The organism is Planococcus sp. MB-3u-03 (assembly GCF_002833405.1).
GTDB lineage: Bacteria > Bacillota > Bacilli > Bacillales_A > Planococcaceae > Planococcus.
Genome location: NZ_CP025135.1, coordinates 1,360,982 through 1,382,089, shown reverse-complemented (window position 1 = coordinate 1,382,089; position 21,108 = coordinate 1,360,982). Strand labels below are relative to the sequence as shown.

At 50.1% G+C, this 21,108-nt stretch carries 19 protein-coding genes, 2 pseudogenes and 1 other annotated feature; of the genes and pseudogenes, 2 read left to right on the top strand and 19 right to left on the bottom strand.

The window, feature by feature from the left end; all coding sequences use genetic code 11:
- Positions 1 to 13: 13 nt before the first annotated feature.
- The 4 genes from CW734_RS08205 to zapA form a co-directional block, all read right to left on the bottom strand.
- Complete coding sequence (locus tag CW734_RS08205) at positions 14 to 2,374, bottom strand: endonuclease MutS2 (protein ID WP_101190123.1); 2,361 nt, start codon at positions 2,372 to 2,374, stop codon at positions 14 to 16.
- Between the two features lie 13 nt (positions 2,375 to 2,387).
- The gene (gene polX, locus CW734_RS08200; RefSeq protein ID WP_101190122.1) at positions 2,388 to 4,091 is read right to left on the bottom strand and encodes a DNA polymerase/3'-5' exonuclease PolX; all 1,704 of its coding nucleotides are present in this window, start codon (positions 4,089 to 4,091) and stop codon (positions 2,388 to 2,390) included.
- A 61-nt stretch (positions 4,092 to 4,152) separates the two neighbouring features.
- Positions 4,153 to 4,689: a CvpA family protein gene (locus CW734_RS08195; RefSeq protein WP_101190121.1), complete on the bottom strand. Its 537-nt coding sequence runs from the start codon at positions 4,687 to 4,689 to the stop codon at positions 4,153 to 4,155.
- Between the two features lie 5 nt (positions 4,690 to 4,694).
- Complete coding sequence (gene zapA / locus CW734_RS08190) at positions 4,695 to 4,955, bottom strand: cell division protein ZapA (protein WP_058381052.1); 261 nt, start codon at positions 4,953 to 4,955, stop codon at positions 4,695 to 4,697.
- 82 nt (positions 4,956 to 5,037) lie between these two features.
- Here zapA and rnhC point away from each other — a divergent pair, with 82 nt between their 5' ends.
- The gene (gene rnhC, locus CW734_RS08185; RefSeq protein ID WP_101190120.1) at positions 5,038 to 5,973 is read left to right on the top strand and encodes a ribonuclease HIII; all 936 of its coding nucleotides are present in this window, start codon (positions 5,038 to 5,040) and stop codon (positions 5,971 to 5,973) included.
- Positions 5,974 to 6,020: 47 nt separating this feature from the next.
- Here the strand turns inward: rnhC and pheT are convergent, their stop codons facing one another.
- From pheT to CW734_RS08145, 8 genes are all read right to left on the bottom strand, one after another.
- A complete protein-coding gene (gene pheT / locus CW734_RS08180) occupies positions 6,021 to 8,420 on the bottom strand; it encodes a phenylalanine--tRNA ligase subunit beta (protein ID WP_101190119.1) in 2,400 nt (799 codons plus the stop codon).
- A 12-nt stretch (positions 8,421 to 8,432) separates the two neighbouring features.
- Positions 8,433 to 9,470, bottom strand: a complete 1,038-nt coding sequence (gene pheS / locus CW734_RS08175) for a phenylalanine--tRNA ligase subunit alpha (RefSeq protein WP_101190118.1) — start codon at positions 9,468 to 9,470, stop codon at positions 8,433 to 8,435.
- Between the two features lie 38 nt (positions 9,471 to 9,508).
- Positions 9,509 to 9,736: a binding site (T-box leader), on the bottom strand.
- Between the two features lie 37 nt (positions 9,737 to 9,773).
- Positions 9,774 to 10,547, bottom strand: a complete 774-nt coding sequence (locus CW734_RS08170) for a TrmH family RNA methyltransferase (RefSeq protein WP_101190117.1) — start codon at positions 10,545 to 10,547, stop codon at positions 9,774 to 9,776.
- Between the two features lie 51 nt (positions 10,548 to 10,598).
- Positions 10,599 to 11,042 carry a small multi-drug export protein gene (locus CW734_RS08165; protein WP_101190116.1) on the bottom strand — a complete coding sequence of 148 codons (444 nt, stop codon included), beginning with the start codon at positions 11,040 to 11,042 and terminating at the stop codon, positions 10,599 to 10,601.
- Entirely contained in the window at positions 11,039 to 11,533 is a 495-nt protein-coding gene (locus CW734_RS08160; protein ID WP_101190115.1) for a hypothetical protein, read from the bottom strand. Before CW734_RS08160 ends, CW734_RS08165 begins: the two co-directional genes overlap by 4 nt.
- 2 nt (positions 11,534 to 11,535) lie before the next feature.
- Positions 11,536 to 11,736 carry a helix-turn-helix transcriptional regulator gene (locus tag CW734_RS08155; RefSeq protein ID WP_101190114.1) on the bottom strand — a complete coding sequence of 67 codons (201 nt, stop codon included), beginning with the start codon at positions 11,734 to 11,736 and terminating at the stop codon, positions 11,536 to 11,538.
- A 694-nt stretch (positions 11,737 to 12,430) separates the two neighbouring features.
- The gene (locus tag CW734_RS08150; protein ID WP_058381059.1) at positions 12,431 to 13,519 is read right to left on the bottom strand and encodes a M42 family metallopeptidase; all 1,089 of its coding nucleotides are present in this window, start codon (positions 13,517 to 13,519) and stop codon (positions 12,431 to 12,433) included.
- Between the two features lie 71 nt (positions 13,520 to 13,590).
- A complete protein-coding gene (locus CW734_RS08145; RefSeq protein WP_101190113.1) occupies positions 13,591 to 14,076 on the bottom strand; it encodes a dUTP diphosphatase in 486 nt (161 codons plus the stop codon).
- A gap of 90 nt (positions 14,077 to 14,166) precedes the next feature.
- Between CW734_RS08145 and CW734_RS08140 the strand changes: the two genes are divergently transcribed.
- Positions 14,167 to 14,559 (top strand): hypothetical protein, encoded by a 393-nt coding sequence (locus CW734_RS08140; protein ID WP_058381061.1) that lies wholly within the window; start codon positions 14,167 to 14,169, stop codon positions 14,557 to 14,559.
- A 16-nt stretch (positions 14,560 to 14,575) separates the two neighbouring features.
- Here the strand turns inward: CW734_RS08140 and CW734_RS08135 are convergent, their stop codons facing one another.
- The 7 genes and pseudogenes from CW734_RS08135 to CW734_RS08105 form a co-directional block, all read right to left on the bottom strand.
- Positions 14,576 to 14,839 carry a DUF1294 domain-containing protein gene (locus tag CW734_RS08135; RefSeq protein ID WP_308302152.1) on the bottom strand — a complete coding sequence of 88 codons (264 nt, stop codon included), beginning with the start codon at positions 14,837 to 14,839 and terminating at the stop codon, positions 14,576 to 14,578.
- Between the two features lie 89 nt (positions 14,840 to 14,928).
- Positions 14,929 to 15,288, bottom strand: coding sequence for a 50S ribosomal protein L20 (gene rplT, locus CW734_RS08130; RefSeq protein WP_058381063.1), 360 nt, complete (start codon positions 15,286 to 15,288; stop codon positions 14,929 to 14,931).
- Positions 15,289 to 15,465: 177 nt separating this feature from the next.
- Entirely contained in the window at positions 15,466 to 15,666 is a 201-nt protein-coding gene (rpmI, locus tag CW734_RS08125) for a 50S ribosomal protein L35 (RefSeq protein ID WP_101190111.1), read from the bottom strand.
- A gap of 28 nt (positions 15,667 to 15,694) precedes the next feature.
- Positions 15,695 to 16,213 (bottom strand): translation initiation factor IF-3, encoded by a 519-nt coding sequence (gene infC, locus CW734_RS08120; protein WP_101190110.1) that lies wholly within the window; start codon positions 16,211 to 16,213, stop codon positions 15,695 to 15,697.
- Between the two features lie 232 nt (positions 16,214 to 16,445).
- A pseudogene (gene thrS, locus CW734_RS08115) lies at positions 16,446 to 18,399 on the bottom strand (threonine--tRNA ligase).
- Between the two features lie 397 nt (positions 18,400 to 18,796).
- Positions 18,797 to 19,731 (bottom strand): annotated as a pseudogene (gene dnaI, locus CW734_RS08110) (primosomal protein DnaI).
- Positions 19,732 to 21,102 (bottom strand): replication initiation and membrane attachment family protein, encoded by a 1,371-nt coding sequence (locus CW734_RS08105; protein WP_101190109.1) that lies wholly within the window; start codon positions 21,100 to 21,102, stop codon positions 19,732 to 19,734.
- Positions 21,103 to 21,108 lie beyond the last annotated feature (6 nt).

Sequence of the window (21,108 nt, the reverse complement as noted above, 5' to 3'; positions counted from 1 at the left end):
TCCCCTTCCGCCCTTACTTCAATTCAGCGACCGTCACTCCGGATCCGCCTTCACCCGCTTCGCCAAAGCGGTAGCTTTTGACGCGTGGATGTTTCTTCAAATACTGCTGCACGCCTTGCCGAAGCGCACCCGTTCCTTTGCCGTGGATGATGGATACTTGGTGGTAATTCGCCAATAAAGCATCATCCAAATATTTCTCCACGCGCGACAAGGCATCCTCATAGCGCTCACCGCGAAGGTCCAACTCCATTTTCGTGTAGCCTTCCCGGCCTTTTAAGCTAGTCATCGTGCGTGTTTCTTTTTGCTTTTCAGGTTTTGTGTAGCTGAGGTCGGATTCAGGCAGCTTCATTTTCAAGATCCCGACCTGGACGACCCATTCAGTGTCGGAAACTTTTTCGACCAAGGTCCCTTTTTGCCCGTAAGACAGCACTTTCACTTCGTCGTTCGGTTTCAAGGCGACCGGTTCGTTTTTTTTCTTCGCTTTTTTCAAGACGCGGTTTTCCGGCATGGCATTCTCCAGCCGTTTTTTCGCATCTATCAGCTGGTGCTCTTTCACGCCGGTCTGCTGTGCAAGCTGCATTTGGCGCAGTTCCTTAATGACCGCTTCCGCTTCCGCTCGCGCCTGGTCGACGATTTTGCGCGCTTTTTCTTTCGCTTTGTCTTCCAATTGCTCTTTGCGGCTGTCATATTCTGCGAGGCGTTTCGCCAAGTCTTCTTTCAGCGTCTCGGATTCTTCAAGCACAGAACGGGTTTCTTCTGCATCGCGTTCCGCCTCGCGCCGGCTCTTCTCAAGCGAGGCGATCATCGAGTCGACTTCTTTGCGGTCGGTTCCCGTGAAGCTCTTCGCATGGGAAATGATATGCTCCGGCAAGCCGAGGCGCTTGGAGATTTCGAATGCGTTGCTGCGCCCCGGCACGCCGATCAGCAACCGGTAGGTCGGGCTCAACGTCTCTACATCAAATTCGACGCTGGCATTGGCGACGCCTTCCCGGTTGTAGCCATAAGCTTTCAGTTCCGGATAATGCGTCGTCGCGATAACACGCGCGCCTCTGCCATGCACTTCATCGAGCAAGGAAATGGCAAGCGCCGCCCCTTCCTGCGGGTCAGTGCCGGCACCAAGTTCATCGAAAATGACAAGTGAGTTCTCATCGAATTTCTCGAGGATGTCGACGATGTTGACCATATGGGAAGAGAATGTACTCAAACTTTGCTCGATCGATTGCTCATCGCCGATATCGGCGAAGATCTGATCGAACACGGCAAGTTCCGATCCTTCAAGCGCCGGCACGGGAAGCCCCGCCTGCGCCATCAATGTCGACAAGCCGACCGTTTTCAAGGTGACCGTCTTCCCGCCTGTATTCGGCCCGGTAATGACAATCGCCGTGATGTCCCGGCCGAACTCGATATCGTTCGGCACGACTTCATCTTGTGGAATGAGCGGATGGCGTGCTTTCTTCAAATTGATATAGCCTTCCGTGTTCATCTCAGGTTTCGAGCATTTATGCGCTTGTCCGTATTTCGCTTTTGCCAGGATCAAATCGACTTCCGCCAATACGCCGACCAAAGTGAACAATTCATGAGCGACTTCCTGCACTTTCATAGACAACATCAGCAGGATGCGGTCTATTTCTTCTCGTTCTTTCAGCTTCAGCCGCCGCACTTCATTGTTGGCCTGCACGACTGCATCCGGTTCGATGAACAGCGTCTGGCCCGATGAGGATTGGTCATGCACGATGCCGCCGTAATGGCTTCTGTATTCTTGCTTGACCGGGATGACGAAACGGTCATTGCGGATGGTGACAATCGAATCCGACAGCATTTTCGATGCATTGCGCCCGCGGATCAAACTCTCGAGTTTTTCGCGTACGCGGCTTTCCTGCGCACGCAGCGATTGGCGAATGCTGCGCAGTTCTGAGCTCGCGCTATCGACCACGGTCCCGTTATCGTCGATGCAGGCATTGATATCGTGTTCGAGCTGCGTCAAAATCGGCATGCTTTCTTTTTTCTCCATGAAATGCGGAATGTCGATATCTTCTTCCGCGTCGATGGCTTCTAGGAAATGGCGTAAAATGCGGCTTGCGCGGATCGTCGAGGAAACTTCCATCAACTCTACCGGGCTCAGACTTCCGCCGATTTGTGCACGTTTGGCGTGTGGGCGGATATCGGAGATCCCGCCCATCGGCACATTGTTCTTGATGCGCAATAATTGCGCCGCTTCATCCATTTCTTCCAGCAAACGGTTCACTTCCGCGATGTCAGTAGACGGCAACAATTCTTTCACTAATCCTTTTCCAAGTGATGAGGTACAGAATGCCGCCACTTCTTCGCGGATTTTATAGAATTCGAGAGTTCGTAATGCGCGCTCTGCGATCATATAAACTCCTCCTTTATCGTTTCAAGAAATCTCTTAACTTCTCAAGCGGCCATGTATTGACCACATTGTCTTTTTTCAGCCATGCTTTCTGCGCGTGGCGCACGCCTGTGGCCATGACCTCTAGCCCTTCGATTGCATGGGCATCGGTATTGATGGCGACCGGCACGCCTTTTTCCTGTGCCATGACCAGCCATTCGACGGCGAGGTCGAGGCGATACGGGCTCGCGTTCAACTCAACGATTTTGCCGTATTCTTTTGCCCAATCCAAAATTTGTTCAACATCCGGATTATAGCCGTCGCGTTTTCCGACGATGCGACCGGTCGGATGCGCGATCATATGCACATACGGGTTTTTCATCGCCGTCAAAATGCGTGCCATGATCTGTTCTTGCGGCTGTTGGAAACTCGAATGGATGCTCGCGATGACAAAATCCAATTGCGCGAGCACTTCGTCGTCAAAATCCAAACTGCCATCCGGCAAAATGTCCATTTCCGTTCCGGACACCACTTCGATGCCATCATGGCGTTTATTGGCCTCTCGCAATTTCCCGTTTTGTTCCATCAAGCGCTCAGGCGTTAATCCGTTCGCGACTTTCAGGTATTGTGAATGATCGGTGATGACCATGTATTCGTAACCGCGGTCTTGGCAAGCATTGATCATTTCATCGATGGAATGTGCACCGTCCGACCAGGTTGTGTGCATATGCAAGTCGCCGCGGATATCGTCGAGTGAGACAAGCGACGGCAATTCGGCAATTCGGTCGATTTCACGGCCATCTTCGCGCACGGTCGGCGGGATGAACGGCAAATCGAAATGGGCGAAAAATGCCTCTTCTGATTCGAATGTCAACACGGAACCGTCTTCCTGTTCCACGCCGTATTCGCTGATTTTCTCTTTTTTCGCTTTGGCCAATTGGCGCATGCGGACATTATGGTCTTTCGATCCGGTAAAATGATGCAGCGCCGTCGCAAATTCTTCAGGTGCAACGAGGCGGAAATCGACATCAATCGGCTCGACCACTTCTACTGCTACAGAGACTTTCGTGTCCCCTGATGCGATGGTTTCTTTTACCGGCAAGCCGGCAAGCAGCTGTTCTTTCACTTTTGCCGGTTCATCGGTCGCTACGATAAAGTCAAGGTCTTTGCTCGTCTCTTTCGTCCGGCGGAAGCTTCCGGCAACTGAAAACTCCGCAACATCGGAAATCGTCGTCAACAAGTTTTCGATGAATGCCACGGTTTCTTCCGTTTTCCAGATCGGGTGGCGTCCCGGGTCGGTTTCGAAGTTTTCCAGCTCAAGCAAGATTTTCTCTTCGGATTTTGCGCCGAACCCCGGAAGCGCTTGGACACGCCCATCGATGCACGCCTGCTTTAAGGATTCCATTGAATCCACGCCAAGTTCTTTGTAGAGCTTGGCAATTTTCTTGCCGCCAAGCCCTTGCAGTTTCAGCATTGGCACAAGCCCTTTCGGCACTTCTTCCTGGAGTTCTTCGAGAACAGAAGATTTGCCGTCGGTAAGCAATTCCGTGATGACATCGCCTGTGCCTTTTCCGATGCCTTTTAGCTTCGTGACATCTTCAATCTCATCCAAGCTGCGCTGGTCGAGTTCAAGTGCTTGGGCGGCTTTGCGGAAAGCTGATACTTTAAACGGGTTGTCCCCTTTTAATTCCATATATAACGCAATATTTTCCAATGTGCGGATAATGATTTTTTTATTCATGCCAAACAAACCTCCCTAATCGGTTCATAAAAAAACTTCCCTCGTAAGAGAGAAGTTCCTACTACATATAAATATACCACCATTCCTTCACTTTCTCAGAGAAATAAGGCGTATGTTCGAGGATGGCGCGGGCGATCCCGGAATTTTCGATCTGGTTTTGAATCCCATCGATCGGCAATAACGCAAATACGTAGAGTCCGATGAACAACAGGATGTGCGCTTCGATGAGCCCGAGGACCGCACCGAAAATGCGGCTCAGGAAGCCGAGCACAGGGATGTATTTGATGAAATCGAACATCGATGCGATCAGCGTCAGCAAAAATTTCACAACAAAGAAAATGAGTGCGAAAGCCAACAGCTGATAAAATGTCTCGTCCAAATTCAATTGTTCGACAGCGATCGCAAAGCGCGAGCTTTCGTCGACCGTCGGATATGGAACCCATAATACAAAGTTTTCCGATAGCGGTTTATAATACGTATAGGCGACAATGAGCGCGACAACAAAGCCGACCATGTGCAGAAACTGCAGCACCAGCCCTCGCTTGAAGCCGACCAAAATCCCCGCCAGAAGCAATACCAATAAGATTAAATCAAGCATATCCGTCAGCCCTTCAAGTTATTCAATTCAATTTCCATTTGTTCTAGCTGCTCTTTCAGTTTAAGATATTCATGTGTCGCATTTACCGCGGTCAATACGGCTAGTTTCGCTTGGTCAAGCGATGGATTGGCGGCGTTGATCTCCCGCATCTTGCTGTCGACCATGGAAGCGACAAGCCTCATATGGCCGGATGTCTCAGTACCGAGCATCTTGTATGTATGGCCATATATATCAACGACAGTGCGAATTTTATGCTGCTCTTGCAATGCGCGTTCCCCCTTTGGAATTCTATAGACCATCATAACACGAACTCGAGCGGATTGTGAATCATAAGAAAGGGGACTCCCAATGACCAACAGCGTCTTGAAACTGCCAGAAGAAGCCTTGAAACGGCTGATTGCACATTACCAAAACAAGGAAATAAACACCAAGAATCCCCATGCCCGCTTTGCTGCGAAACTGCCGGATGCGATGATCACCGTCTACACATCCGGCAAAGTGATGTTCCAAGGCGCCGGCGCTGAACGCGAAACAGCAAAATGGGGCGCTGCCGACAAGATCAAAGAGAAAACCGCAACAGCGAAAGGCGATCAATTGCCGCCCGATTTTGCCAACCGCTCTGTGCTCGGCTCAGATGAAACCGGCACAGGCGATTTTTTCGGCCCAATCACCGTCGCCGCCTGCTTTGTGCCCGCACAGCAAGTTGAACTTGCAAAAGAACTCGGCGTCAAGGATTCCAAGCAATTGACGGATGATTATATGCGGAAAATCGCGCCCGACCTGAAAGCGGCGTTCACCTATAGCGTGCTAACCTTGGACAACGAGAAATACAATCAAGTACAGGCACAGGGCTGGTCGCAAGGCAAGATCAAAGCATTGCTCCACAATCAGGCGCTGAAGCATGTATTGCGTAAGATGGCACCAGAAAAACCCGAAGCGATCCTGATCGACCAATTCGCAGAGCGCGGCATCTACTATCGGCACATCGCACAAGAACCCGACATCATCCGCGAGAATGTGCTGTTTTCCACGAAAGCGGAAAATCTCCATGTATCGGTCGCCTGCGCATCGATCATTGCGCGTGTCGCTTTCTTAGATGAAATGGACCGGCTCAGCACAGTTGCCGGTGTGGCCCTGCCAAAAGGCGCCGGGGCGATCGTCGATGAAGCTGCAGCAAAGATCTTGTTGTCGCGCGGCGAAGCCTTCCTGAAAAGTATCACGAAAGCCCATTTTGCCAACACGAAAAAAGCGCAAGCCTTGGCAGCAAAGAAAAAACGCAACTAAAAAAAGCTATCTTGGGCTCATCGTGAGCCCAAGATAGCTTTTTGGTTTTAACGGAGTTCCGCTCCTGATTCTGTGAGCGCTTTGATGATTTTCTCATGTGCTGCGTTCACTTCTTCATCGGTCAGTGTTTTCTCCGGGTCGAAATATCTTAGCGAGAACGCCAGGGATTTCTTGCCTTCATCCATGCGGTCGCCTTCGTATAGGTCGAAGACGCGGACATCTTTCAAAAGCTTGCCGCCCGCTTTGCGGATGACCCCTTCAATCGTCTGCGCTTCCACGATATTCGACAAGACCAAAGCCACGTCGCGTGAAATCGTCGGGTAGCGGGATACTTGTGTATAGACAAGCGCTTCCGTTTCGCGCGTCAGCAAAGTTGCCAAGTTCAATTCCACCACGATCGTTTCTTTCAAATCGCGTTTTTTCTGCTCGGACGGGTGCAAGGCGCCAATGACACCGATGCGCTTGCCATCGAGCAGGATGAATGCGGTTCTGCCTGGATGCAAACCGTCCATTTCGCCGCGTTCGAATGACAATTCAAGGCCCAGCTTTTCAGCAAGCCCTTCTACAATGCCTTTTGCCACGAAAAAGTCGACAGCTTTCTTTTCGCCCTGCCAGCTATGGTCGAGCCACAGTCCAGTCATGACGATCGCCAAATGTTCTTGTTCATCGAGCAGTTCATCCTGCCCCTTCAAGAACACCGAACCCGTTTCATACAATGCTGCCGAATCGATGCGGCGAGCCGTATTGTACGAAAGCGATTCGAGCAAATGAGGCAATAAGCTTTGGCGCAAAATGCTGCGCTCTTCGCTCATCGGCATCAAGAGACGGGTCGTTTCCGTAGGCTCCAGCGCAAATTGCGTTGCAGCCGCTTCCGAGGTCAAGGAATATGTCGTAGCCTGGAGTAAGCCAGCACCTTCAAGGAAATGGCGTGCAATGCGGCGTTTCGCCTGGTAAGGGCTCAATCCGCCAGGTGTAGCATCGGTACGCGGCAACGTTGCCGGAATCTCGTCGTAGCCGTAAAGACGTGCGATTTCCTCCACGACATCCTCTTCGATCTGGATATCCTGTCGGCGTGTCGGCACTTCAATGACCAATTGGTTGTTCACCGCTTCTGTCTTGAACTTCAAACGGCTGAGGATGTCGAGCATGTCCTCAAGGCGGATCTTCATGCCGAGGCGGCTATTGATGAAGTCCGGAGAAACTTTGACGATGCGCTCTTCTTTATCGAGCTGGTCGAAGATGAGCGATCCGGCAAGCACTTCCCCTTCTGCAAGTTCAGCCAGCAATTGGGCAGCGCGTTCTGCAGCCGGGATGACGCGGTTCGGGTCGACGCCTTTTTCATAGCGTGAGCTCGCGTCGCTTCTCAAGTTATGGTCTTTCGACGTACGGCGGATCGAATCTGAAGCAAAATAAGCCGATTCGATGACGACCGTTGTCGTCTCGTCGCTCACTTCCGAATTCGCCCCGCCCATGACGCCGGCAAGTGCAACAGGATCTGTGCCGTTGGTGATGACCAATTGATGCGCAGATAAGGTGCGTTCCGTGTCATCAAGGGTTGTGATTTTTTCGCCTTCTTTTGCCTGGCGAACGGTTATGTTGCCTGTCCCAAGGGAATCATAGTCAAACGCATGGAGCGGCTGGCCGTATTCCATCAAAATGTAGTTGGTCACATCGACGACATTATTATGCGGGCGCACGCCGGCTGCCATCAAACGCTGTTGCAGCCAAAGCGGGGATTCTTTCACTTTGACGTTGCGCACGACTTTCGCGACATAAAGAGGGTTCGCTTCTGGTGCATCCACTTCGAGCGACAGCATGCTTTCCGCAGAGTCTGCTGCTTCAGCATATTCGATTTCCGGCAAGCTAACCTCTTCTTCTAAAATGGCGCCGACTTCATAAGCGACACCGAGCATGCTCATCGCATCCGCACGGTTCGGCGTGAGGCCAAGTTCAAGGACCGTATCGTCCAAGTCCAGATAAGACAGCACATCTGTGCCAGGCTCTGCTTTTTCAGGCAAGACATAAATGCCTTCTGCATAACTTTTCGGCACAAGTTTCGTTTCAATGCCGAGTTCCTGGAGCGAGCAGATCATGCCGTTCGATACTTCTCCGCGCAGCTTCGCTTTTTTGATCTTCATGCCGCCCGGAAGCTTCGCGCCCGGACGCGCCACGATGACCGACTGCCCTTTAGCGATATTCGGTGCGCCGCAGATGATCTGGTCGATTTCCCCGCCGCCGACGTCCACTTGGCAGATTGACAGTTTATCGGCTTCCGGATGCTTCACGCAATCCGTCACATAACCGACGACTAAATTCGCCAGTCCTTCCGAACGGTCAATTACGGCGTCAACTTCGATTCCTGCGCGCGTGATTTTTTCCCCTAGTTCCGCTGGGGCCAAATCTTGTGTATTTACATATTCTTTCAACCATTTTGTCGATACTAACATGAAAGTTCCTCCTTAAAGTTCCGTCCGTTGAAATTGCGTCAAGAAACGCACGTCGTTCGTGTAGAAATGGCGGATGTCCTCGATGCCATATTTCAGCATCGCAATACGCTCCGGCCCCATGCCGAATGCAAATCCTGTAAGGCGCTTCGAATCATAGCCGGCCATTTCCAGAACGTTCGGATGCACCATGCCGGCGCCCAAAATTTCGATCCAGCCGGTCTTTTTGCAGACATTGCAGCCAGACCCGCCGCATTTGAAACAGGAAATATCCATTTCAACGGAAGGCTCCGTGAACGGGAAGAAGCTCGGGCGCAGGCGGATTTCGCGGTCTTCGCCGAACATCTTCTTGGCGAAGACGGACAAAGTCCCTTTTAAATCGCTCATGCGGATATCTTCGCCGACAACAAGCCCTTCGATTTGCGTGAACTGATGCGAATGCGTTGCGTCGTCATTGTCGCGTCGATAGACTTTGCCCGGGCAAATGATCTTGATCGGTTCCCCGCCTTTTGCTTCCATCGTGCGCGCCTGTACCGGTGACGTATGCGTACGCAGCAAAATATCTTCTGTTATATAGAAGGAATCCTGCATATCGCGCGCCGGATGCCCTTTCGGCAAATTGAGCGCTTCGAAATTATAATAATCTTTTTCGACTTCCGGGCCTTCTGCGATCTCGTAGCCCATCGACAAGAACAAGTCTTCGATTTCCTCGACGACCCGTGTCAACGGATGCGGATTGCCTGTCTTCGCAGGACGCCCCGGCAAGGAAATATCGATCGTTTCGCTTTGCAGCTTTTCGTTGATCGCCTGCTCTTCCAATAGGACCATGCGTGCATCGAGTGATTCTGTCACTTCTGCACGCACTTCGTTTGCGAGCGCGCCCATTTTCGGACGCTCTTCCGCCGGCAATTTGCCCATGCCTTTCAAGACGTCAGTGATCGGCCCTTTTTTCCCTAAATACGCTACGCGCACGTCCGTCAATTCCTTGACCGTTTGCGCCGCTTGGATTTTCTCCAATGCTTCATTTTTCAATTCCTGCAATCTTGCTTCCATTTTCTCTCCTCCTTGAACATAAAAAAGCCCCGCCCCCAAAAAGGGACGAGGCATTGATTCGCGGTACCACCCTAGTTATCGCACGCATGCGATCACTTCATTGAATAACGGCTCATCACCGGCCAGACTTTACGGCACACGGCCGGTCCCCGTCTAGCAGCTCGCGGGGTGAACTTCCGATGGCCCTGCATATCCGCGCTTTCAGTCGAGGGCGGACTTCCTAGGATGCAGGGGAACAAGGTACTTTTCCCGGTCAACGCTTTTGCTATTTCTCTTCAATTATAATGAACTTTCCCCCGTTAATCAAACACCAGTTTTCGGAACGAGGCTATACAATAGAATTCCAGTTGCCACGGCCACGTTCAATGATTCTGCCGGGCCGTACAGCGGCACCATCAAATTCTGGTCAGTTTGCTCGAGTAGCTGCGGCTCGACGCCGCTTCCTTCATTTCCGACGATGAGCGCAAAACTTTCTTTCGACTCAGCCTCGTACATCGGCACTGATTGGTAAAGCGCCGTTCCATAAACCGGAATGCTGCGGCTCTTCAAGCGTTCGACCCAGTCGAACAAATCACCTTTGACGATCGGCACTTGGAAATGAGCGCCTTGCGCCGAACGGACCGTTTTTGGATTGTACGCATCCGCCGAACCTTTTCCGAGAACGACAGCGTCAATCCCGGCCGCTGCGGCGGTGCGGATCATCGTCCCGACATTGCCCGGGTCTTGCACGGCGTCGATCAAGAGCAGCGTCTTCCATTGCTCTTGCATAGAGTCGCCATACTCCGGCTGAGCGCAATGTGCGAAAATGCCTTGCGTATGTTCGGTTTCCGCAATCTCTTTCGCAATCTGTGCCGTTACCACATAAAGCGTGAGGCCTTCGATGTCCCAAGCATCCGGAATATCCGTGCCTTCACGGACGATCAAACCTTTGATGCCGTCTTTCTTGTTCAATGCCTCTTCCGTCAAATGAAATCCTTCGATGAGGAATTCCCCGAATTTATCACGCTCTTTACGGGTCGTGCTCAGTTTCTTCCAATGTTTGACGAGCGAGTTCTGCAATGATTCAATTCGTTTCATAATACGTTCACCACTTTTTTCAGAATAGCTCCAGTATAGCATAGGGCCGATTTACGCAGTAAAGAAATCAAAGCCAAGTGCTGTCAAAATCCCAAACGCGAGCGTCCAGACCCCGATGCTGATAATCATCCATACGGTCGTATTGCGCTTCGTCGCACCCAAAGTCATGCCAATGAACGCCGCGATATGCGTACCGATCAGGATTGGCCCTAAAAGCGACAGCCCCGGCAGCCCGTATTTATTCCAGATGCGCACCGCGCGTTCGTTTTTCTTCGACGGCTCCTTGCCTTTCGCTTGCTGGCGCTTGTCGTACCAGATGCGGAATTTGTCGAAACCGATAATGAGCAGCATCACCGTCAGCATATTGCCGACGAAGGCCGTGATCATGACCCATACCGGCGACAAGCCCCAGACGATGCCGAGCGGGATGACGAGTGCGATTTCAAACCACGGAATCGCCGCCCCGAGGAATATTAATGCGTATTCATAAATCATTCAGCCGCCTCCTTCAGATGCCTGCGCATCTCCATATAGTAAATCAGGTTCTGGCCGAATGCGACCGCGAGGATTCCCCAGACGATAAAGAGTCTCGGAATCGGGAAAAGCATAACAATCAATGCGAAGAACGGCAATGTCCAGGTAATGAATGTATATACTTTCTGCACCGCTTTCCTTGTGATGAACGTCATTCCCTCGTCTTGTTCCATGTATTCAGGAGGGCGCATCGAAAAGGGGGGAATTTTCTTATCCGGATTCTTCCGGTTATAGGATTTCAGTGCAAACAAATAAATCGTGATCAGCACCAAATAGGCAATCAGGGCAGCGAAAGTCAAAAATCCTTCAAATGCCTGCGCTTCGATACTCAAGCTCGCCTCTGTCTTGGTGACATTGACGAAGCTTGAAGTGAATCCGACCGCCATCACAGCCAGTATCAATATAAACGCCATATTCCAAAGCGGGTACGTCATCCGAAAATCCTGTTTCATCATTATTCCTCCTCCAGCCAAAATAAGTCGCCTACTTCCACTTGCAAGACCTTAGCGAGCTTCAAGGCCAATGTAATCGATGGTGAAAATTCGCCTTTCTCAATAAATGCGATCGTCTGCCGCGTCACATCCACTTGCTTGCCCAGCTCGCTTTGCGTAAACCCATAGCGCGCCCGCAGCTCTTTCACCCGGTTTTTCAGCATCAGCATCCCTCGTTTCATGTATAGTTTATTTAACATAATGTAATGTATAATTAACATTAAGTCAAGTTTACCTAACATCTTTTTCCTAATGCTTAAGTGTGAAAGTGCATCAACCTTTTTTCGAACATCCAATTGGAAGTCGCCGCCCAGCTTTGGGTTGGCCTCTCACAATGAGCCAGAAAGAACATCCGTCTCATTGCATCGGCTCACCCCTGGCGCGCTGGGCGGCTGAGAGATTTCGTTGTTGTTAGCTTGTTCAACTGGTTCTGCTTCTATAGTTAGTTGCCGGCTAGTGGGGGAATCGCTTCCTGGAGCTAGCGTAGAACTCGAGAATAAGAGTTTTCCTGTGGATATGTTGCTGGAGTTGATGTGTGCTTCGCCTTGGTATTCGCCGCCCTGCTTTGGGTTGGCCTCTCACAATGAGCCAGAAAGAACATCTGTCTCATTGCTTCGGCTCACCCTTGGCGCTGGGCGGCTGAGAGATTTCGTTGTTGTTAGCTTGTTCAAATGGTTCTGCTTCTATAGTTAGTTGCCGGCTAGTGGGGGAATCGCTTCCCTTTTGAAGTATTTGAAACATGAGGAGGCATTGGCTTTATAAATACTCAAAGAAAGTTTAGATCCACACTGTTTGGTCATTGGCTTTTCGATTTTATTCTGGACATAAAAAAAGCCCGGCATCTGCCGGGCTTCAAAATCAGTCGAATGTAATTTTTGTTACCGTGTCGCGGTCGAGCTTCTTGATTACTTCAATGATCAATTTCACAGCATTTTCGTAATCGTCGCGGTGCAAGATGCCTGCGTGTGAATGGATATAGCGCGTCGCTACACCGATCGACAAGGCCGGTACGCCATTTGCTGTCAAGTGGATGGAGCCGGCATCTGTTCCGCCGCCTGCAATCGTTTCGAACTGGAACGGGATTCCTGATTCTTCCGCTGTATCGACGACCAACTCACGCAAGCCGCGGTGAGACACCATCGAGGCGTCGAACAACAGGATTTGCGGGCCGTCGCCCATTTTGCTGTTGGATTCTTTTGATGTGACACCTGGCGTATCTCCTGCGATGCCGACATCCACTGCAAAACCGATGTCCGGCTGGATGAATGAAGTCGCCGTTTTTGCGCCGCGCAGGCCGACTTCTTCCTGGACCGTTCCGACGCCATAGACGACATTCGGGTGGTCGACGCCTTTCAAGCCTTTCAAGACATCGATGGCGATGGCGCAGCCAATGCGGTTGTCCCAAGCTTTTGCCATCAACAGTTTATCGTTGTTCATGACCGTGAACTCGAAATAAGGAGTGACCATATCGCCTGGCGTTACCCCCCATTCTTTTGCTTCTTCACGTGAAGATGCGCCGATGTCGATGAACATGTCCTTGATTTCCACCGGTTTTTTGCGTGCTTCCGGAGACAGGATATGCGGCGGTTTGGATCCGATAACCCCTGTGATTTCTTTTCCACTGCGCGTTGTAATCGTCACGCGCTGAGCAAGCATGACCTGGTTCCACCAGCCACCGACCGTTTGGAATTTCAGGAATCCTTTGTCGTCGATTTGGGAAATCATGAAGCCGACTTCATCCAAATGTCCGGCGACCATAATTTTCGGCCCATCTGCAAGCCCTTCTTTTTTGGCGATCAAGCTGCCGAGATTATCCGTCTCGATCGTGTCGGCAAATGGCTCTATGTATTTCTTCATAACCTCGCGGGATTGGCGTTCATTGCCGGGAATGCCATTCGCGTCTGTCAAATCTTTCAACATTTGTTGTGTTTCATCTAATTTCGACATTATTTCGACCTCCTAAATAGTCATTGCTTTTTCAGTATATAGGAAAGCGGTTACGTTATCAAAAGATTCATTCAATACCCTTGCTGCTGGCGTTTGTAGTTGGTTTCATTCTTTTCAACATAAGCCGTCAGCACTTCCTCATAGCTGAAGCCGAGTGCTTCCGCCAGGGCGCCGAACGTCCGCCACAAGCTTTGGTATTCTTCCGGGGTCGCTTGTTCTGCAAAGCGTCCGACTCCTTGATGCGCAGAGAGGAACAGTTCCGTCAAATCTTGTTCACTGGTCGGAGCTGGCCATTGCTCTAGTGAATCAAAGCCCTTTTCAATGCCGAGCGACAGGATGAAATGAATGCAATCGACGTACTCCTCGAGCAAAACGCTTTTATCCGACGGGCCTTTCGTGCTCCAGAACTTAAAGCATCTCGTTTCATTAGCAAGCTCCGACAATTCCACTTGAAGCGCTAGCACTTTCTTGCGGAACACCGATTCCTCGACGTTTCTGTTCGATTGGATATAGCGGTCGAGCTCCCGCTGCATGTGAAATAATTCCTGAAGGTTCATAGACTTTCTCCTTTTCGATAAAAATTGTGAAACTTCCAAGCTTCTGTTACGTATTATACACAAGACTATCCTGATAAGGGGGGCAATCCGATGGCATTTTTGATCCGCTTGATCATCATCGCCTTGATCATCTACCTATTTTACCGTCTCCTCAAATTCATTTTTGACCCGAAGCGCAAGCTTGATGCCGCGCTCGAATCCGGCACTTATTATTTCCATGATGATGTGGGGAATGTCCGCAAGAATTTTTTCATCGCCATGCGTGGCGTTCTTTTTGAAGGCGAGAAATATTTAGGGACCACCAAAGAGGCATTTGATGTCGTATCCATTTTCATATGGACCGAGACGCCCGACAAGCTGATCGGCTTCTCTAAAGAGGATTTTCATTTTCTGGAGAAGGAGATCCGCATGAACTATCCGGATGCGGACATTTCCTGGAAAAGCCCAATCGAACAATTGATGAAAAAAGAGGAAGAAGCCTGAGCTTCTTCCTCTTTTTCTATTGAGACGCCACCCAAACAAGCAAAACTGCCTGTATCAATGCCAAGGCAAAAAAGCCAAGGCGGAAATTCGTGTGCTTCGTTTTATGCCTGAACAACATCATGCCTGCGTATGCCCCGATGCCGCCGCCAATTGCCGCGACAAGCCACAGGCGTTTTTCTGGGATGCGCGGCCCGCGTGCTTGCGCCTGCCGCTTGTCCGCCCACATCATGATAAAGGCAAAACTCGACATGGCGGCCAAATAAGCTGCCAATATGATCATTATCTTCCCTCCCCATCGGCTTCAATAAAAAAAGGCCGGCAATTAGCCGGCCTTTTTTCTATCGAACTAGGCGCTGGGCCCAGTGTGAATTAGTTGTTAGATGCTTTTTTCGCTTGGTCAACCAAAGCTGTGAAAGCAGCTGCATCAGATACAGCGATTTCAGCTAGCATTTTGCGGTTGATGTCGATGCCAGCAAGTTTCAACCCGTGCATCAAGCGGCTATAAGAAATATCATTCAAACGAGCTGCTGCGTTGATGCGTGTGATCCACAATTTGCGGAAATCACGTTTTTTGTTGCGACGGTCACGGTAAGCATAGTTACCTGACTTCATGACTTGTTGGTTCGCTACTTTAAATAGTAAGTGCTTGGAACCGTAATAACCTTTAGCTAATTTTAATACTCTTTTACGACGCTTGCGCGTCACTGTTCCGCCTTTTACGCGTGGCATATTGAATTACCTCCTGCTTGAATATGAAAAATTCGATTTTTGTAGTAGTTGGTGATGTCTAGACTTCAACGGCCAACTCCTCGGCCTTAAGCTGCCCTTCCTGTACGGCATAGAGCGCCGCTTCGGAAGTTCATCTTAAGTCTGCCGGAGCTGAGCGGCCGTTTCCGCTTTTCGTTCTTACTTCATGTTGTAGATCAATGATTTGATGCGTTTCAAATCGCCTGCAGAAACCAATGAGCTCTTGCGAAGCTTACGTTTTTGCTTAGTCGATTTGTTTGCGAACAAGTGGCTAGTGTGGGAACGGTTGCGTCTTACTTTACCAGTTCCAGTTTTCTTGAAGCGTTTAGACGCTCCACTGTGGCTTTTCATTTTCGGCATTTCGGGTTCCTCCTAAACAAATATACTGTTATTCCTTCTCGTTGATCGGGTTCAGCATCAAGAACATGCTGCGACCTTCCATTTTCGGGCGCTGTTCAACCGTCGCGACACCCTTGCACTCTTCTGCGAAGCGTTCAAGGACACGTTGTCCGATTTCTTTGTGCGTAATCGCACGGCCTTTGAAACGGATTGAAGCTTTCACTTTGTCGCCTTTTTCAAGGAACTTGATCGCGTTGCGGAGCTTCGTGTTAAAATCGTGGTCATCGATGCCAGGGCTCAAACGAACCTCTTTGACGTTGATGATTTTTTGGTTTTTACGAATTTCGCGCTCTTTCTTTTGCTGTTCAAATTTGAACTTGCCGTGGTCCATGATCCGTGCGACCGGCGGCTTAGCTTGAGGAGCCACTAGTACTAGATCCAAGTTGACACGGGCTGCAATCTCGAGCGCCTCGTTGCGTGATTTGATTCCGAGCTGTTCACCATTTTGGTCAATAACCCGTAATTCACGTGCACGAATGCCTTCGTTTACATTGTTGTCTCTGCTAATAATGATCCACCTCCGGGTAGTGTCGCGAATAGCTTAAATGTGTAAACCGGACGATCCGGTTCACAGGCGCAAACAAAAGCGGGCGAACCCCGAGGAGTTCGCCCGCCATAATATGACACATGCTAGTTGCATGTAAAGTCAATCGTGTCTACCTGCCAACATTCGGTCGATCAGGTGAGAAGCGGGCGCTCCTGCTTGCACATATAAGTATTCAATAACCTAAATAAGAATATCACGCAGCACTTTTACTGTCAAGCACTTTAGCGAAGTTCGATTGGACGAGTTTAAGGAACTCTTCAAATGGCATGCTCTCGGAGTTCTGCTCGCCATATTTGCGGACATTGACCGAGCCGCTTTCAAGTTCCTTATCGCCGATAACGAGCATATAAGGAACTTTCTGCATTTGTGCTTCGCGGATTTTATACCCCAGTTTTCATCGCGCTCATCGATGTCGACGCGCAATTTATGCTGCTGCATTTTTCCTGTAGCTCTTTTGCGTATTCGCTGTGCACATCGAGCGATACCGGGATGATTTCCACTTGTACCGGCGCGAGCCATGTCGGGAATGCGCCTTTGTATTCTTCGATCAAGAATGCGACGAAACGCTCCATAGTCGAGACGACCCCACGGTGGATAACAACCGGGCGGTGCTGTTTGCCATCTTCGCCGATATACGTCAAATCAAATTTCTCAGGCAATAGGAAGTCGAGCTGGACAGTCGATAAAGTCTCTTCTTTGCCAAGCGCTGTTTTCACTTGAACGTCGAGTTTTGGCCCGTAGAATGCCGCTTCGCCTTCTGCTTCGAAATAATCGAGGCCGAGTTCATCCATCGCTTCTTTCAGCATCGATTGCGCACGGTTCCACATGGCGTCATCGTCATAGTATTTTTCTTTGTCTGCCGGATCGCGGTAGGATACGCGGAACGAATAATCTTTCAAATCGAAGTCTTTGTATACTTCGATGACGAGATTGACGACACGTTTGAATTCTTCTTTGATCTGGTCCGGGCGCACAAAAAGATGGGCATCGTTCAATGTCATGCCGCGCACGCGTTGTAGGCCGGACAAGGCACCCGACATCTCATAGCGGTGCATCAATCCAAGTTCTGCGATACGGATCGGCAATTGGCGGTAGGAATGGATTCCCTGCTTGTAGATCATCATGTGATGCGGGCAGTTCATCGGGCGCAGCACCAAGTCTTCATTGTCCATTTGCATGACCGGGAACATATTTTCCTGGTAATGATCCCAGTGGCCGCTAGTCTTATATAGTTCGACACTGCCCATGACCGGTGTATACACGTGGTCATAGCCCATGCGCTCTTCTTTGTCGACAATATAGCGTTCGATGATGCGGCGGATTGTTGCACCCTTCGGCAGCCACATTGGCAAGCCTTGTCCGACTTTTTGGGAGTTCATGAACAAATTGAGCTCTTTGCCGATTTTGCGGTGGTCGCGCTCTTTCGCTTCTTCAAGCATTTCAAGATGGGCTTTCAATTCTTCTTTTTTAAAGAAAGCTGTTCCGTAGATGCGCTGAAGCATTTTATTGTCGCTATCGCCGCGCCAGTAGGCACCAGCGACACTTAGTAATTTGAATTCCTTCAATTTGCCAGTTGACGGTACGTGGATGCCGCGGCACAAATCGAAAAATTCGCCTTGTTCGTAGATCGACACTTGCTCATCTTCTGGAATTGCTTCTAGAAGCTCCAGCTTGTATGGGTCGTTGATCGCTTCAAAGCGTTGCTGCGCTTCATTTCTCGATACTTCCACACGGACGATGTCCAAGTTTTCGTTGATAATTTTCTTCATTTCTTTTTCAATGACCGGCAGATCTTCAGCTGTAATCGCCGACTCTGTATCGATATCGTAATAGAAGCCGTTTTCGATGACCGGCCCAACGCCAAGCTTGGCATCCGGATACAGGCGTTTGACTGCTTGAGCCATCAAATGCGCTGAGCTGTGGCGAAGTACTTCCAATGCTTCTTCGGATTCTGGTGTGATGATCGCGATGTCGCCATCCGCCTCAAGAGGGGCTTTCAAATCGACCAAGTTGCCGGAAAGCTTGCCTGCTACCGCTTTTTTGCGAAGGCCCGGGCTGATGGATTGAGCAATTTCTTCTGTAGATGTTCCTTTGGCGAACTCTTTTACTGCGCCGTCTGGGAATGTTAATTGAATCATGTCTGCCATATGAATCTCTCCTTTGAATGATATCGGGTGAATCGAGAACCACAGGGTCTGGTTCAGCGCTTCAGGTTTTTTGATGTCTAGCTTCAGCTTTTCTTTTTTTCCACACAAAAAGCCCCATCCCAAAAGGGACGAAGCTCTGTTCGTGGTTCCACCTTCTCTTCCGCACAATTTTGCGCGGAATGAAGCTCTGCATCGGCTAACGGGCCGGTACCGTCGCCTGTTACTGAAGTTCGCAGGCGCTGCTCGAAGGGGGTAAACGAAAACGCTGTGCCGGGAAGCTTTCAGCCATGTCTTCCTCTCTGTGTGCCGCGCGATCGCTCATGTCCTTGTCATTGCATGTAAATCATTATTGATGTTTCTTACTATACGATGAAAAATCAAAAGGCAATAGTTTCTCTTACTTGTTGCGGCGGTTTTCGCCTTCAAGTTTGACTGGGACGGTCAATGCCTGATCCGTTCCATAATGCGCGCCGCCTTCAGGTCTTCTTTTTCGCCACGCTGTGAATAGGTCAAATGGTGCGCGAGTTCAGAATAGCTGAAGTTCGAGCTCATGAAAGTCGGCAATTTTTCCGCCATCCGGTAATGAAGGATCGTACCGAGCACTTCGTCACGCGTCCAGCTCGACATCGCTTCAGCCCCGATATCATCGAGCATGAGCACATCGGCTTTTTGACGTATTCGATTTTCTCCTGAAGTGTATGGTCGCCGATCGCTTGCTTCATTTCGCGCATGAATTCCGGCACGAACACGAGAACCGTTTTCACGTTGATCTCTGCCAGCTCATTCGCGACAGCGCTCAGCAAATAGGATTTGCCAGTCCCGAACTTGCCATATAAATACAAGCCTTTTTCAGGAGCGAGTCCGGGCCTGTCGCTTTCTCCAGGAAATCATCAACTGCACGGAAAGCAGGCAGCCTGCGGTCGTCCAGCTCGAAGTTTTCGATTCTCGCCGCCATCACTTCTTTGGCATGTACATGCTGTGGATCAAAGAGGATGCATGCCGCTTATTGTCTTCAGCGGTCTTCAACCGGCATTTGGTGTACGAAATGCCGATATTGCCGCGCTCCAATACAAGATTCGGTTCGAATCCTTTTAAGTGATTGATGCATCCGCCGAGGTTCGGGCATTTATTGCAGTCATGCGATTGGTCGATATACTCGTATAACTTGCCCATCCCTTTTTCTACTGTCGGCCCGTCGATTTCCTCTTCGTGTTCTTTGAGGAATTTGAGGACGCCGGGATGTTCCAGCACTTCTTTCTTCATCGCATCATAGCGCTCGGAAAATGAGGGCGCATTGACCACTCGCTTCATCGTTTCACGAATCGGTTCCATCTAATCACCCTTCCTTTTCTTCAACGCAAGCTTCGCAAGCAATTTCTGTTTTTCCTGTTCGAGCTGTTCACTTGAAGCTCCTTGTCCAGGCGTTTCCACTTCGTCTTTCTTATTGAACCATTCAGGCAACTTTTCTTCGCGGATCGGCTTGCGGCCGGAAGATGCCGCTTTTTTAGGCGCGGCGCCTGATTCATTTTTCCATTTCATATACTGCGTATGCTCGATGCGTGCAAATTCCATTGCCTGCTTGGCTGTCGTGACATTTTTCCTCAACCAATGCGATGCAATTTTTTCTACATACGCTTTTGTCAGTTTCATATCCGTACGCAATAGGACGTATTGAAGCAATACATTAACGACAGCCGGCTCCATGCCATGCTGCGTCACCAACTGGTTCGCTAATTGCACATCGGCCGGCAGCGGTTCTTTGCCGTCTGCGATATCGCGCAGTACTTGAATCGGCGAGGCTGATTCCAAATATGCGATCAACTCGTCTTCTTTGTTTACAGGGCCTTGTTTTGCTTCAGGTTGTTGCGTTTTCGGTTCTGCCTTTTTAACCGGCTCGAGTTTCGGTGCAGTCGTCGTGACGGTCATTTTATAATAATCGGAAGCAGCCTTGCGCAGCCCTTCCTCATCTATCCGGTAATCATCTTCGATCGCCAACAATACGACTTTTTGCATTTCAAGCGGGCCGAAACCGTAGAGGAACGAAAGTTTTACGATAAAGTTGCGGATGGCCGGCGTCAGCACGCGCTTCGGCACGAGTTGTTCGGACAGGCCCTGGCGCAGCAGCGCAAAGTCAAAGTCCTGTTCCATCTCATATTCCCCGTCTGTCCGTGATTCAAGCTCTTTTTGGTCTGCAGGGTATCCGGACTTCGCATGCACCGGTTGGAAAATATCCGTGAAGGTCCTGGAGACTTCCTCGTATCCTGAAGCGAGCGGCGTCTGGATGACAAACCGGTCGCGGACCCAGCGGTAAGACGATTCCCCGATTTTACTGAACAGGAACATCGATAAAAGCGGATCGGCAAAAAAGGTTTTGGGGTCGAGCGGCGGACACAGCTCATATATGAAGGAACGGTTTTCCCCGTCTTTCCGGAAAGTTTTCAATAAGCCGATTGCTTCCAATTGGATGCGGGATTCGAAAATCGCCTTGACCGGTTTTCCGAGCGTGTTCATTAATGTATAATGCGTGGAATCCTCGGACCGCATTTCCGCATCTGCCCACAGTGTCAAGTAGAGGGAGATGGCATCCGATCCGATCATCGGCTGATAGAGAAGCGTCAGCAATTGTCGGTCGTAATTGGAAAATGGATACGGCATGCGGATCCGGTACAAGTCGGCGGGCTGGAGTTCTTTGTACATCGTCATGTGCTC